This window comes from Bartonella sp. AP331QHHD, assembly GCF_042195905.1.
Classification (GTDB): Bacteria; Pseudomonadota; Alphaproteobacteria; order Rhizobiales; family Rhizobiaceae; genus Bartonella.
In genome coordinates this window covers 59750-74689 of record NZ_JBHIPG010000007.1, presented here as the reverse complement: position 1 = coordinate 74689, position 14940 = coordinate 59750, and the positions used below count along the sequence as shown (strand labels likewise).

At 39.5% G+C, this 14940-nt stretch carries 9 protein-coding genes; 3 read left to right on the top strand and 6 right to left on the bottom strand.

Annotated features, from left to right (window positions below; translation table 11 throughout):
* Nucleotide 1 precedes the first annotated feature (1 nt).
* The 5 genes from ACFIMS_RS00555 to ACFIMS_RS00535 form a co-directional block, all read right to left on the bottom strand.
* Entirely contained in the window at nt 2-955 is a 954-nt protein-coding gene (locus ACFIMS_RS00555) for a cell division protein FtsX (protein ID WP_375611715.1), read from the bottom strand.
* Entirely contained in the window at nt 948-1607 is a 660-nt protein-coding gene (gene ftsE / locus ACFIMS_RS00550; protein ID WP_273723097.1) for a cell division ATP-binding protein FtsE, read from the bottom strand. Before ftsE ends, ACFIMS_RS00555 begins: the two co-directional genes overlap by 8 nt.
* Nucleotides 1608-2601: 994 nt before the next feature.
* Complete coding sequence (acs, locus tag ACFIMS_RS00545) at nt 2602-4545, bottom strand: acetate--CoA ligase (protein WP_375696277.1); 1944 nt, start codon at nt 4543-4545, stop codon at nt 2602-2604.
* Between the two features lie 597 nt (nt 4546-5142).
* Nucleotides 5143-5430 (bottom strand): hypothetical protein, encoded by a 288-nt coding sequence (locus tag ACFIMS_RS00540; protein ID WP_375671751.1) that lies wholly within the window; start codon nt 5428-5430, stop codon nt 5143-5145.
* A gap of 1099 nt (nt 5431-6529) precedes the next feature.
* Nucleotides 6530-7219 (bottom strand): YggS family pyridoxal phosphate-dependent enzyme, encoded by a 690-nt coding sequence (locus ACFIMS_RS00535; protein WP_375696276.1) that lies wholly within the window; start codon nt 7217-7219, stop codon nt 6530-6532.
* A gap of 166 nt (nt 7220-7385) precedes the next feature.
* Here ACFIMS_RS00535 and leuS point away from each other — a divergent pair, with 166 nt between their 5' ends.
* Complete coding sequence (gene leuS, locus ACFIMS_RS00530) at nt 7386-10028, top strand: leucine--tRNA ligase (protein WP_375696275.1); 2643 nt, start codon at nt 7386-7388, stop codon at nt 10026-10028.
* A complete protein-coding gene (locus ACFIMS_RS00525) occupies nt 10015-10623 on the top strand; it encodes a hypothetical protein (RefSeq protein ID WP_375696274.1) in 609 nt (202 codons plus the stop codon). Before leuS ends, ACFIMS_RS00525 begins: the two co-directional genes overlap by 14 nt.
* Here the strand turns inward: ACFIMS_RS00525 and fsa are convergent.
* Nucleotides 10620-11273 carry a fructose-6-phosphate aldolase gene (gene fsa, locus ACFIMS_RS00520; protein ID WP_375613172.1) on the bottom strand — a complete coding sequence of 218 codons (654 nt, stop codon included), beginning with the start codon at nt 11271-11273 and terminating at the stop codon, nt 10620-10622. The genes ACFIMS_RS00525 and fsa overlap by 4 nt on opposite strands.
* Nucleotides 11274-12423: 1150 nt before the next feature.
* Here fsa and ACFIMS_RS00515 point away from each other — a divergent pair.
* Complete coding sequence (locus tag ACFIMS_RS00515; RefSeq protein WP_375681269.1) at nt 12424-14619, top strand: primosomal protein N'; 2196 nt, start codon at nt 12424-12426, stop codon at nt 14617-14619.
* Nucleotides 14620-14940 lie beyond the last annotated feature (321 nt).

Sequence of the window (14940 nt, the reverse complement as noted above, 5' to 3'; positions counted from 1 at the left end):
ATTAAAATAAACCGTTTTCACATTGATCGATTTTTTTCAGTTGCGCTAAAATAGTCATGCGATTTGTAAGGGTGGTGAGAAAAGAAACGAAAATAATAAGAAAAATGATTTTTCCGTAGGGGATGGAACTTATGGAAAGATGTCCAAACAAAGCTGTTACTTGGCTAGCTTCTACTCTTCCCAAGTTATAATTCGTCCAGAGACAAAAGGCTGAAAATAGAAATATGCTTGTGAGACCACCATATAAAGCACCACGCAGCGCAGTTTTAAAAAAATGCCAGTCAAATTGGCGAGCAATGAAAAGAGTTTCAGTACCAAGGAAATATAAGACATTGATAATATGTGTATTTTCTGCCAATGCATTGCGGGTGGCAAAAATGATGGTGAGGATAAGAGAGCCTAAAACCAATGCTAAAATTGAAAAACCAATGAAAACAGTGGTGTGTGCCATGGTCGCAAAACGATGAACCCAAACACGGTGATCATCAAATTGACCTCCTGGAATTTGGGTTTTAATGGCGTGATTAATGGCTGCAAAATTGATTTTTTCATCTCTCTTCAGGGTCACAATGATGAGGCGGGGAAGGGGTAGTTCATTGACATTGAAGCCTGTTCCAAGCCATGGCTCCAGTAACTTTTCTGTAGCTTTTTGGTCAACAATTTTTGCATCTTGTACACCAGAAAATGTTTTAACCAATTGTACGGCATCACGGAGTGCTTTGTTGATATCAACATTGTCAATGGGGCGTATTTGTATTGTTGCTTCATAGCTAATCTGATTACTCCAATTTTGGGCGGCACGTTGGACCAAATCAACACCGATTAAGGTGAGGCTTGAAAGAAATGTCATAATAGCAATCACGGCAACTAATGCTTTTCCAGAAATATTACCACTGGGAATAATCGCTGTTGTATTTTTTTTATTGCTTGTAAAAATGGGGAAAGACTTATTCATGAATCGTCATCCGTCCGTTATGGAGAAGCATACGCCGTGCTGCAACTTGTTCCATTAAGGCAATATCATGGGTAGCAATGATAACAGCTGTTCCAAAACGATTTAATTCAATAAACAAACGCAGTAGGCGTTTTGCCAAGGGCGGATCGACATTTCCGGTGGGTTCATCGGCAAGTAGAATTTCAGGTTGATCAATGAGTGCGCGTGCAATGGCTACCCTTTGTTTTTCCCCACCGGAAAGAACCGGTGGTAAAACATGAATATGATCTCCAAGACCTACCCAACAGAGAAGATCTTCCACTTCACTGCGATAGGTTGCTTCTTCTTGTCCTTTAATGCGTAAAGGTAAGGAGACATTTTCATAAGTGGTCATGTGGTCGAGTAAACGAAAATCTTGAAAAACCACCCCAATACGTTGTCGCAGCGCAGGGAGCTCTTGTCGTTTGAGTAATGCTGTGTCTGTTCCAAAGAGATCAATATGACCGCGGGTGGGTTTGAGTGCCAAAAACATAAGACGCATCAGCGACGTTTTCCCTGCTCCAGAGGCACCTGTGAGAAATTGAAATGATCCAGGAGGAATATGAAAGCTAATATCACGAAGGACCTCAGGGCCCATTCCATAGCGTAGGCCGACATTTTCAAAATGAATCACTTTTCGTTACCACTTCCGTTTTTATAGTGTATTACTTTCAGAACTTTTGCTCCTATTTTTATATCTTATTCATGCTTCACAGCCTCCAATATTTCTTAATTTGTGCTTGAGAAGTATTGTTTGTAAAAATCTCTTATATTGCTTTATTTTATCTTTATTTATGATTTTAGCAGGAATTCCAAGGCGTTTCTAGCAGAAACATAAGAACTGCTTTACCTGTTTTTCGATTTGATCTTGATCTTACTCGTTTTGTGGTTGATGGGGCTTGTGCTTTTTTCGCTTTAATGTGCGTTAAAGCGCATCTTTTATAATTTTAATCTTTAGTTTGTTTTTTATTGGTTATGGAAAAAACTATTTTTTTCAAAGACTTTGAAAGTCTGTTTATTGTTTTTTCTTTTGCTGAAATAGATTGATTTATAAGAATAGTTTATCATTTTACAATTTGATAAATTGATAAAAAAGTTTTACCGACAGTAAAATTTACTACTTATGGTAAGTTTTTTATGGCATTCGTTTGCGACTTGAAATGTGTGTGTGTGGATAAAAACATCTGAAGTTTAAATATATCTCTTATGAAGTAACAAGCTGGCACCATCATTATATTTGCCAGCTCCCCAATGTTGCGACAGATCTTGCATTAAGACGGTTCATAAAAGCTATTTTATTCCTTTTTTATACAAATTTGATCCACACACTCATCCCACTTGTTATATGCAAATGAGTGGTTTTGATTGATTCAAGATAAACAGCTTTGAAATGAGAGAATCCTACGTTATTCGAGACTCTCATTCAACATACAAAACAGTGAATTATCATTATAAATCAATACCTTGTCTAAGGATTATATTATAAGAGTGGTGGCAATATTTTGGGTTGCAAACAGAATAGTGGTGCTGGTTTGGATGTTTACCGGTAGCTTTAGCAAAAATGCTAGGTTTATTTCAGTAAAAGGCTAAAGCTTACCGGTGGTATTGTGCATTAAACCATGGTTTCTTTAATTTTGTCGGTTGGCAATCAGATCTTCAACAACTTGTGGTTCGGCAAGGGTTGAAATATCTCCGAGAGTATCAAAATCGTTTTCAGCGATTTTTCGTAAAATACGTCTCATAATTTTCCCTGATCGTGTTTTGGGAAGCTGCGGAGCAAACTGAATTTTATCCAATATGGCAATAGAACCTATTTCTTGTCTCACATGCTTGATAAGGTCTTTTTGCAATTCTTCACTTGGCGCTGTTCCTTCCATGAGGGTCACAAAACTATAAATTCCTTGTCCTTTAATGGGATGCGGGTAACCCACAATAGCTGCTTCTGATACAGAGGGATGCGAAACAAGCGCTGATTCAATTTCAGCGGTTCCTAGCCTGTGCCCTGAAACATTGAGTATGTCATCAACCCGTCCTGTGATCCAATAATAACCGTCACTATCGCGCCTACAGCTATCGCCTGAAAAATATTTTCCTTTATAGGAGGAAAAATAAGTTTGAATAAAGCGTTCATGATCCTTATAAAGTGTGCGCATTTGTCCGGGCCATGAATCACTGATACAAAGAGTGCCTTCTGCTTCATCTTCTAAAACATTGCCTTGGGCATCAACAATTTGGGGTTGAACACCAAAGAAAGGACGTGTGGCCGATCCTGCTTTGAGGGGGGTTGCACCGGGCAGGGGCGTGATCATATGCCCCCCTGTTTCTGTTTGCCACCATGTATCGAGAATCGGACAACGGTCATTTCCAATTATATGATAAAACCATTCCCATGCTTCTGGGTTAATAGGTTCTCCTACTGTGCCTAAAAGACGCAACGATGTTCTGTCTGAGTGTTCAACAAACGAATTTCCTGCTCCCATTAAGGCGCGGATAGCTGTTGGTGCGGTATAGAGTGTATTGACTTGATGCTTGTCGACAATTTCCCAGAATCTGCCTTTGTCAGGAAAGGTTGGTATGCCTTCAAACATTAAAGTGGTCGCACCATTGCATAAAGGTCCATAAACCAAGTAAGAATGACCGGTTATCCAACCAATATCAGCTGTGCACCAGTAAACTTCATCGGGGTGGTAATCAAAAACATATTGGTGAGTCATCGAGGCAAAAATAAGATAGCCTGCTGTGGTATGCAAAACACCTTTGGGTTTGCCGGTTGAGCCTGAAGTATAAAGAATAAAAAGTGGATCTTCAGCATTCATGGGTTCTGCTGGACAGTCTCTTTGGGTATGAGCTATCTCTTCGTGGTACCAAAAATCACGCCCCTCTACCCATTGAATGGGGTCACAAGTTCGCCGTATAACCATAACTTGGTCCACATGCACATTTTGGCGCGCGGCTATCTCAATGGCATGGTCAACGTTGTCTTTTAAGTTAATCCGTTTGCCGCCACGCAAGCCGTGATCAGCGGTAATCATAAAGGTTGATTCACAATCGACAAGGCGTCCTGCTATTGCTTCAGCAGAAAAGCCAGCAAAAATAACCGAATGAATGGCTCCAATGCGGGCACAAGCAAGCATGGCATAGGCTGCTTCGGGAATCATAGGAAGATAAATGGTTACTTTATCGCCTTTCTTAATGCCACGACTTTTCAAAAGATTGGCAAAACGACAAACATGTTCATAAAGCTCGTTATAGGTTATTTTTTTATCATGATAAGGATTATCTCCTTCCCAAATGAGCGCGATTTTGTCTCCATGGGTTTTCAGGTGGCGATCAATGCAATTATAGGTAACATTTGTTATCCCATCTTCGTACCATTGAATGGAGACATCTCCGTTAAAAGAAGTGTTTTTTACTTTTGTAAAAGGTTTAAACCATTCAATGCGTTGACCATGTTTTGCCCAGAAGCTTTCTGGATCATTAATGCTTTCTCGATACCATTGTTGATAAGTTTCCTCATCGAGTAAAGTATTTTTTTTGATCTCTTCTGATATTGGATAAATTTTTTCAGTCATGTTTCCCTCTTTTTATTTTTTAGAAAAATCAGCCATTGTATTTTTATATTTTGGCAGAGTTATTCCAAAAGCTTTTTATTGTGAGGTTAGACTAAATGACAAAGATTAGAATAGTCAATTTTTAAATCTGATGTGATGATATTAAAGAAGGTATTCTATGTTTTTAGGATACTCAAATATAGCAAAACCTATTGCGGTATAGAGCTTTTTATAAACACACTAAGACATTTTAAAAATGTCTATTATAAAATATTTCTCAGAATTTGATATAAACCAATATAGTTAAATAAAAGACTAACAAGAAAGAATATTGAGCTTATTAATAATGATTTTTTTAGAGAATCTTTCCAACTATAAGAAATAAAATTATAATAAAAAAGATATATTAAACCAAAAAAAAAATGTTGCTATAAGCGTTTCAATAATTTTAGAGATAAGATCTGTCATCACGCAATCCAAATTATAATATAATTACAAATTATAAATATCTCTGAAGTCCGTCTCAATAATAATTGTAGATAATATAATTTAGATATTTTTCGAAAAAAATTACAAATTATTAACTTCAGAGATATCTTTATAGTTGCTCTCTAAAAATTAGAACCAACACTCATGAACTTTCTGTACGAACCCTAAACCAAAACCTCCGAAGAAACCAGTCGTGGCACCAGTAAGTCCACCCATAAGTGCACCTGGACCAGTTGCAGCTCCCAATGCTGCTCCGGTTATCCCTCCTGCAACTGCATAGTCAAAACCTTGTGCATTCATGTGAGAAAGAAAAGCATTAGGACTGCATGCATTTCCATGAGTAGGTCTTGAATTGTGCGAATGACCAAAAGAAGGCTTTGTCACCATATGACCGAATGTGTTGAATGAACCAAACATATTAATTCTCCTTAATTATCTACATTAAAAGTAGTATCACAATGATACATTTCAAATGGCTATCGCGTATTTTTAGAAAAATGTCAAAGATAAATTTTAAAAATAACAATAAAAATACTTTATAAATCATATATACATTATGTATATATAAAATTTTATTCTTAAAAAGATAATAATATTACTTATAATTTTTTTAAGATATAAGAAATGACACCATATTTTTTCTTAATTGAAGTTTAAGTTTAGAAAAATTGCGTATATGAAAAGTTGAAGTTTTTCTCTTTGTTTACGAGAACGATAAAGAAATATCGTTATTGGGATCTATCTCATTGCCATTGTTTTGCCTGCATGTATTATGCGCATATGCTTGGGATTTGTTCTTTTATGTTTCAGGCGAATATTGATCGTATGTTACGCTTTGTAGAGCATAGAAAGTCTTTATGCTATCGTTAGACTTTATAGATTGCTATTCATGTTGTTTAGCGCGGCTTTTGGTGCTCTATTGGGCATTTGAGATGTTTATTTTGCTAAGTGGCTTACATGAAAGAGTTTTGTTACTGTATTATGCAACCATAAGCCTCTTTTTGTCTGCTTTATGCCATTGGCATGTGGGGAAATTGTTTACGCGTGTTGGAGAAGTTAAGAGAATTCGTGGTTTTTAATGGCAATCATTGCGATAATCGTAGTCAATATTTTTTTGCAATTATTTATTTCGCGACAGTTTTTTCATTCATGTGCAACGCCTCTATTTTTGTTATTTTGCTTTTACATTCAGGATTTCTTTTTTGCGTGCTTTTGGTGGAGAGGCGGTCAGAGGGGAGGTGAAGTAGAACCAATGTGCGAGAATATGAGAGCCAAATTTCAATACTATTTTGAAGCTATTGTACGGGTTGTGGATGTGCCGGTGAGAAATTTGAGAAGACTAGCTTTTTTGCTTATTTTGCTAACAGGATGAAAGAGGGACTGGAATCTTTTTTGCTAGAATTGCTCCTTTATTGAGATTGAGGGGAATATTTTTCTCATTTCTGCTGTTTTTGGCTTGTTCGTAGAATTTTCAATGGGAATTTGTGTTAAGGGAGAATGAATTTACATAATGGCTTTAAACAGGGCGTTTTCCAAATAAAGCAGAGCCAATGCGAAGGACGTTAGAGCCAAACTGTAGAGCGGTTTTGAAGTCACTGGACATGCCCATGGAAAGTTTTGGAAGACCGGCTTGTTTTGCCAGCTTTGCTAACAGTGCGAAATAGGGACCGGGATTTTCGTCTAAGGGGGGGATGCCCATAAGACCGATGATATCGAGTCCATAGTTGTTTTTGCATTGAGAAACAAAAGGGATCACTTCTTGGGGTGCAACACCACTTTTTTGCGGTTCTAACCCAATGTTGACTTGAACATAGCAGGGAAGATGCTTTTTTTGCTTTTGCATTTCTTCCATCAAAACTTTGGCTATTTTTTCACGATCAACCGTTTGAATAACATCAAAAATTTTGACAGCTTCAGCAGCTTTATTTGATTGTAGGGGACCGATGAGATGGAGTTTAATATTTTCAAATTGTTGACGTAAAGCAGGCCATTTTTGTGCTGCTTCTTGTACGCGGTTTTCTGCAAACAAAGATTGGCCTGCTTGCAAAAGGGGTCGTATATCAATAGCAGAAACAGTTTTTGAAACAGCGATAAGTTCAATTTCTTCTACAGGGCGTTGTAACTCTTGGCATATTGCTGCAATATCTTTTTGAAGGTTTTGCCATGATTCAATGGAAGGGGCATCAAGGGGAGTTTGTATCTTCATATGTTTGTGCTTTACCGTTTTTGTTCAAGAGTTGGTCGTTTTTTTTAAAGTTTTATAAAATACTTAGGGAAATATTTCACGAAAATGTTGACGATGAGGTTAATCCATGGTCAAGCATAATAAAACAAGTTTTTTGGTTCAGTTTTATTAAAAGAGTATAATGGGAATGACGATTGAGCATTATAAGATAGGCGAACGCTATAATCCACGGGCGAGAGAAAAAAAATGGCAAAAAATTTGGGATGAAAAGAAAATTTTTCAGACTGTCCAAGAAGATGCTCGTGAAAAATATTATGTTTTAGAGATGTTTCCTTACCCTTCTGGGCGCATTCACATGGGGCATGTGCGCAATTATGCCATGGGGGATGTGGTGGCACGCTATAAACGCGCAAAGGGGTTTAATGTGCTTCATCCTATGGGGTGGGACGCTTTTGGGATGCCGGCTGAAAATGCTGCTATGCAAAATAAAGTGCACCCTAAAACTTGGACTTATCAAAATATTGCGGTGATGCGTGGGCAATTAAAACAATTAGGGCTCTCGATAGATTGGACTCGGGAATTTGCGACTTGTGATGTGGAATATTACCACCGCCAGCAAATGCTGTTTCTTGATTTTTATCAAAAGGGGTTGGTTGCGCGTAAAGTGGCTAAGGTGAATTGGGACCCCGTTGATCATACTGTTTTGGCTAATGAACAGGTGGTTGATGGACGGGGATGGCGTTCTGGTGCGTTGGTTGAACAGCGGGAATTGACGCAGTGGTTTTTCAAAATTAGCGACTTTAGTGAAGATCTCTTGGCAGGGCTTGAAGAGCTTGAACAGTGGCCTGAAAAAGTTCGCACCATGCAAAAAAATTGGATTGGAAAATCACAAGGTTTGCTGATTCGTTGGGCTTTAAAGTCGACAGGTGATGCTGATGATGTTTGTGAGAAATTTGATGAGGTTGTTTGTTATTCAACGCGTCCTGATACACTTTTTGGTGCCTCCTTTTTGGCTCTGTCTGTTGATCATCCTATTGCACAAGCTTTGGCAAGAAAAGACAAAGCGTTGAGTGATTTTATTGAAAATTGTCGGTGTGGTGGAACGACAACGGCAGCACTTGAAACAGCTGAAAAACAAGGGTTTCTCACGCCCCTTTTGGCAGTTCATCCTTTCGATTCAACAGTACATATTCCTGTTTATATCGCGAATTTTGTGCTTATGGACTATGGAACAGGGGTTGTTTTTGGTTGTCCAGCTCATGATCAGAGAGATTTCGATTTTGCGCGTAAATATGATCTTCCAATAAAACCCGTGGTTTTGCCAAAAGGAGAGCAAGCAGAAGATTTTGTCACACCTGAAACACCTTATACGGGTGATGGGGTGATGATCAATTCCAGTTTTTTGGATGGTTTGACACCCCGACAAGCTTTTGAAGAAGCTGCTAAAAAGCTTGAAAAACAAATGCTCAATGGGCAACCGCAAGGGAAGAAAACAGTGCAATTTCGTTTGCGTGATTGGGGGATTTCACGGCAACGTTATTGGGGGTGCCCCATTCCCATGATCCATTGTACAACTTGTGGGGTTGTTCCTGTTCCACGTGCCAATTTACCGGTTGTGTTGCCTGATGATGTTACTTTTGATCAACCGGGCAATCCTCTTGCACGACATGAAACATGGCAAAATGTTACTTGTCCTTCCTGTGGTCAACCGGCCAAACGCGAAACCGATACCATGGACACATTTGTTGACTCTTCTTGGTATTATGCACGCTTTACGGCTCCTTTTGCGCAGGAACCTGTTGATAAACAAGCAACAGCTGAATGGTTGCCTGTGCAACAATATATTGGTGGAATTGAGCACGCGATTTTGCATCTTCTTTATGCGCGCTTTTTTATGCGTGCTATGAAATTGGTCGGTCATGTGACGGTAGATGAGCCTTTTAAGGGGCTTTTTACCCAAGGTATGGTGGTGCATGAAACCTATCGAGATGATCAAGGGTGGGTTTCTCCAGCGGATATTTCCATTGTTGAAAAAGATGGAAAGCGGTGTGCTTATAAATTAACCGATCAAAGTGAAGTGACGATTGGTTTGATTGAGAAAATGTCAAAATCAAAAAAGAATGTCGTTGATCCTGATGATATTATTGCATCTTATGGCGCTGATACTGTGCGTTGGTTTGTGTTGTCAGATTCTCCTCCCGAGCGGGATGTCATTTGGACAGAATCTGGTGTTGAAGGTGCACATCGCTTTGTACAGCGTGTTTGGCGCCATGTGGCTGTGAGTGCTTCTATTTTAAAGGATGTGGCGCCTTGTGCAGGGCATCAGGGAGCGGCTTTGGAACTCTCAAAGGTCGCACATCGCACGCTCCACGCTGTAGAAGATGATTTGGAAAAATTCGCTTTTAATCGGGCTATTGCACGCCTTTATGAATTCTTGAATATTATGGCGCCGTTGTTAAATAGGATAGAAAGTGTTGACGATGAAATGAAAGCTTCTTTACGTCAAGCTATGGATTTTTTTCTTGCTATGATTGCACCCATGATGCCCCATTTAGCAGAAGAATGTCATGCTGCTTTAGGGGGAAAAAATTTAATATCTGCGCTTGCTTGGCCTATTTATGATCCCACGTTAACCGTTGCGGAATGCTATACTTTGCCAGTACAAATTAATGGTAAAAAACGTGGTGAGGTGAGCGTTGCAGCAACTGCTGATGAGGTGATGATTAAAGAAGCGGTTTTGGCGTTAGATTTTGTAAAGGCGCAGCTAATTGAAAAGCCTGTGAAAAAAATCATTGTTGTTCCACAAAGGATTGTGAATGTCGTTTTTTAGAAGTTCTATTCTTGTCATTTTAGCTGGTGTATTCACACTGTTGTGTGGATGCAAAGTTGAACCGCTTTACCGTCAAGAGTTGCAGAGTGCAATGACAATGGATTCTGCTTCTTATGGGAATCCTGCTTCTGGATACCCTTCTGGACAAGCTTCTTTGGGATTAGCGCAAAAGCTTGCTTCTATTGTTGTGGAAGAACCTTCGGATCGTTTTGGACAAATGGTGCGCAACCATCTGCTTTTTCTTTTGTATGGAAATGATGCTAAACCTTCTCTACCTGCTTATCAATTGGCATTACAGATATCCGTCTTTACAAGAGAATCTATGCAGATAGAGGTTGATTTCGAGAAAAAGAGAAAGGGACGACCTTCTGTTGGAACTGTTATGAGCAGAGCTTCTTACACTTTGCAGGATATGAAAAATACTCTTGTTGCAAAAGGAACAGCAATGATGAATGCATCTTTTGAGCGACTTCGTCAAGAATATGCAACGCTGCAAGCAGAAGAAGATGCAAAAAAACGTGTTGCGGAAGAGTTGGCTGAACAGATCTTTTTGTTACTTTCAAAAGATCTTTCCAATAAAAATTCTAGATATTAAGCAATATTTTGTCCTGTTTTTTTCCAGTCGTCGAGGAATATTTGCAACCCTTTGTCGGTGAGAGGGTGTTTGACCAGTGCTTTTAAGATTGCTGGTGGAACTGTTGCAATGTCAGCACCACTGAGTGCTGCTTCTTTGACATGATTAACGGTGCGGATTGAAGCGGCCAAGATTTGTGTTTCAAAGTTATAGTTATCATAAATTGTGCGAATTTCATGAAGCAGTTCACTTCCATCATTTCCACAATCATCAAGTCTACCAATAAAAGGTGAAACGAATGTTGCGCCTGCTTTGGCGGCTAATAAGGCTTGATTGGCAGAAAAACAAAGTGTGAGATTTGTTTTTAGTCCTGCTGCTGTGAGGGCTTTACAGGCTTTTAATCCATCGAGTGTTAAAGGAAGCTTGATACAAATATTGTCGGCAATCTTTGCTAAAACAGCTGCTTCTTTCATGATGCTTTCAAATTCCGTTGCTGCAACTTCAGCAGAAACAGGTCCGCTAACGAGAGCACAAATTTCTTTTGTAACATCAAGAATATTGCGTCCTGATTTTAGGATAAGAGAGGGATTGGTGGTAACACCATCAACAAGGCTTAAATTCTGTAACTCTTGAATTTCTTCAATATTGGCGCTATCCACAAAAAATTTCATCTCTAACCTCTTCTTTTTAGCTTTATCCTATTTTTTGTTATGCGCTATTGTTGACTGCAAAAGCAAGAGAAAGAATTAATATCTGTGTAAAGAACAAGAATGCTATGGTGTTAATCATGTACCCGTTTTCGGTAAAGAAATATGATTTATCGTTTCCACACCCATTTCATAGTGTTACTCGTGATAAGGTATAGAATTCATTGCGTACCAACATTTTTGCGTATTGGCATCTTTGCGTAGCGGTGTTTTTATATTTATGGAAATAAGCTAGCATTATCAAACACTTTGCTCATTTCCTATTTGCGATTGCTCTTGATATTTGAGAGTGCATCATAAGATACCTTCCTTTTTTAGGGGGTATGTTTAACTTTGTTTTTGATGAAAGCGGATGGATTTATTTTGTCGTAAAACACTGTTGAAGAACGCCTGTAAAATTTTACGCATGAAGGGTTTTTTTATGGTCAATTACATTGATTTATTCTGTGTTCTCCATTCTTCAACAATACGCTTTTGTGCTGCTTGTATTGTTGCTTGATTCTCAATCAAGCTGAAAGATGTATACACGTGTTTTCACGTTTTGGCACAAAGCCAAGGTGAATATTGTAACGGCTCCATTTGCAATATTATTCTCCCTATAATTAAAATCATGGGATACTCTTTCATCAATAAGGATTTACAAATGTTCCTCGATGGGGTTGAAATGAGAAAAATTCATCGTATTGAGGGTTTTATTACAATAGGTAAAATGATGATTATATCTTTATAAATCAGTTTGTTGAAGATAAATTGAGATATGAGGCGGTAAAAAAATAAAAGTGTGCGTTGGGAAGAAGTCATATTATGGGATCGCTTTGTTGAAGGATGCACTTAACCGATAGCATGTTGAATGCTTAATAGTGATGCGCTTTATTTGCACAGAAGAATGGCGCTGTTTTTTTTGCTATAGAGTTTTTTATTATAGACGATGAGATTGGTTCTTTTATTGGCACTTTGGTGATGAAATGAGTATTAAAAAGAATTTTTGTTAGAAAAGTGTTGTAATCGGGGGGATTGAATCCTGCAATGAATTTTATAAGAGTGTTTAAAGATTAAGGTTTAGGCCTGTTGGTGTTCAATAGGTCGTAGATTGGTTTAAAAGATGAATTCAAACATGATAGAGGAAAAGATTGTATCCGTATTGGTTCCTCTTCCTGTTGCTCACGCTTATAGTTATAAAGTTCCATCTTCTATGGAGGTGAACGTTGGTTCCTTTGTTCGGGTTCCGTTGATGGGGCGTGAGCTTTGCGGTTTTGTTGTGGACGTTGGAGAGCAGACAGCCGATGGGCAAAAGTCTGCTCCTGTGGCGCGTGAAAAATTACGCTCTCTGCTTCATGTTTTTGATTGTCCCCCATTAAAGGCAGAAATGATCACATTTTTGCGTTTTGTTAGTCGCTATACAATGGCACCTTTTGGTCTTGTAGCACGATTGGTTTTGTCGGTACCGGCTGCTTTAGAGCCGGAAGCGCAGATGCTGGGTTTGCGATATTGTGGTGGAAATGTAGAACGTCTCACACCAGCGCGATCACGGATTTTGGAATTGGTGCGTAATGAGAAGATATGGACACGTTCTGGTCTGGCACATGCGGCTGGAACTTCGGTTTCTGTTGTTGAAGGTTTAAAAGCGCTAGGAATTTTTGAAGATGTTAAGGTTCCTGCTCCTGATCTTGTGGCAATGCCTGATCCTGATTTTTGTCCCCCTCAGTTGCAGGGAGCGCAAAATGAAGCAGCAACATTATTGCGGGAAGGTGTTTTATCTTCTCAGTTTCAAGTTTTTTTGCTTGATGGTGTTACCGGATCAGGAAAGACGGAAGTTTATTTTGAAGCGGTCGCTCAAGCCTTCAGAGGAGGTAAGCAGGTTTTAATTTTATTGCCGGAAATTGCTTTAACGCAGCAGTTTTTAGATCGTTTTTATGCACGCTTTGGCGCTGCGGCAGCAGAATGGCATTCTGATCTGACGCCACGTCGTAGAGAACGCGTCTGGCGGCAAGTTGCAGAAGGGCGGGTGCGTGTCGTTGCGGGGGCTCGTTCAGCACTTTTTCTTCCCTTTCATGAACTTGGCTTGATTGTTGTCGATGAAGAGCACGATAGCGCTTATAAACAAGAAGAGCGCATTTTTTATCATGCGCGTGATATGGCTGTTGCACGGGGCTCTTTTGAGCATTTTCCTGTTATTTTATCTTCAGCCACACCGTCGATTGAAAGCCAAGCCAATGTTTTAAAAGGGCGTTATCAAAAGGTGCATTTACCTTCCCGTTTTAAAGAAGCTGCACTTCCACAGTTGCGGGTGGTTGATATGCGCCAAGGAGGGGTGCAAAAGGGGCGCTTTATTTCCTTTGCTCTTGAAAGGGCTTTAAAACAAACGCTTGATAAGGGCGAACAAGCTCTTCTTTTTCTTAATCGTCGTGGTTATGCACCTTTGACTTTATGCCGAATTTGCGGACATCGTTTTCATTGTACCGATTGTTCAAGTTGGTTGGTAGAACATCGTGCGCAAGGGCAACTGAAATGTCATCATTGTGGATATCATGAACCACTTCCTGAAGCCTGTCCTGAATGCGGAACCTTAGATCATCTCGTGGCTTGTGGACCGGGTGTGGAAAGAATTGCCGAAGAAACACAAATGCTTTTTCCTCAAGCGCGATCATTGATCCTTTCAACAGATCTCAAAGGAGGGATTGGGAAGTTGCGAAGCGAATTACAAGCCATTGCAAATGGCGATGTGGACATTATTATTGGAACACAGTTGGTCGCTAAAGGACATCATTTTCCCAAGCTCTCTCTGGTTGGCGTTATTGATGCTGATCTTGGTCTTGCCAATGGCGATTTACGCGCAAGTGAACGTACCTATCAGCTGCTTTCTCAAGTTACCGGAAGAGCAGGGCGTGTGGGATTGAAAAGTTTAGGATTATTGCAAACTTATCAACCAGATCATCCGGTCATCAAAGCCTTACTTGCATGCCAGCCAGAAGATTTTTACACACGTGAGATTGCAGCACGTCAGCATTATCATTTGCCTCCCTATGGGCGGCTTGCCTCTTTGATCGTGTCTGCACAACAGCGCCAAGCAGCAGAACATTATGCGCGCGCATTGCGTCAGGCAGCGCCACGGGAAAAAAATATCTCGGTTATGGGACCAGCAGAAGCGCCTTTGGCTTTGGTTCGGGGGCGTTATCGTTTTCGGCTTTTGCTGCAAGGACAGCGTTCTTTTGATATACAAGGGTTTATACGTGCAATGCTTAGCGGTACACCCAAAATGCCCAGTTCCGTTCGGGTTCAAATTGATATTGATCCGCAAAGTTTTTTCTAAAACCAGTATCGCATAAAGTGAAGGTCTCTTTGCTTAAGGTGCTTTACTTGAACTCTTATATTATTCAGAATAAGCATCCAAGCAGCAAAATATGATACATGTATTGCATTAAGTAGAGCCACGGGAAAAAATATCTTTGTTATAGAACCAGCAGAAGCGCCTCTCTTCTTCGAGGGCACTATCATTTCGGCTTTTACTTCTTTTTTGTATGAGGGACAGTATTCTTTTGATAGGCGGATTCTTTTTATAAGGGCTGAAAATGCTTAGCTGTACACCCAAAATACCCAATTCTATTCGCGTTCAAATTGATCTATGCTTTTT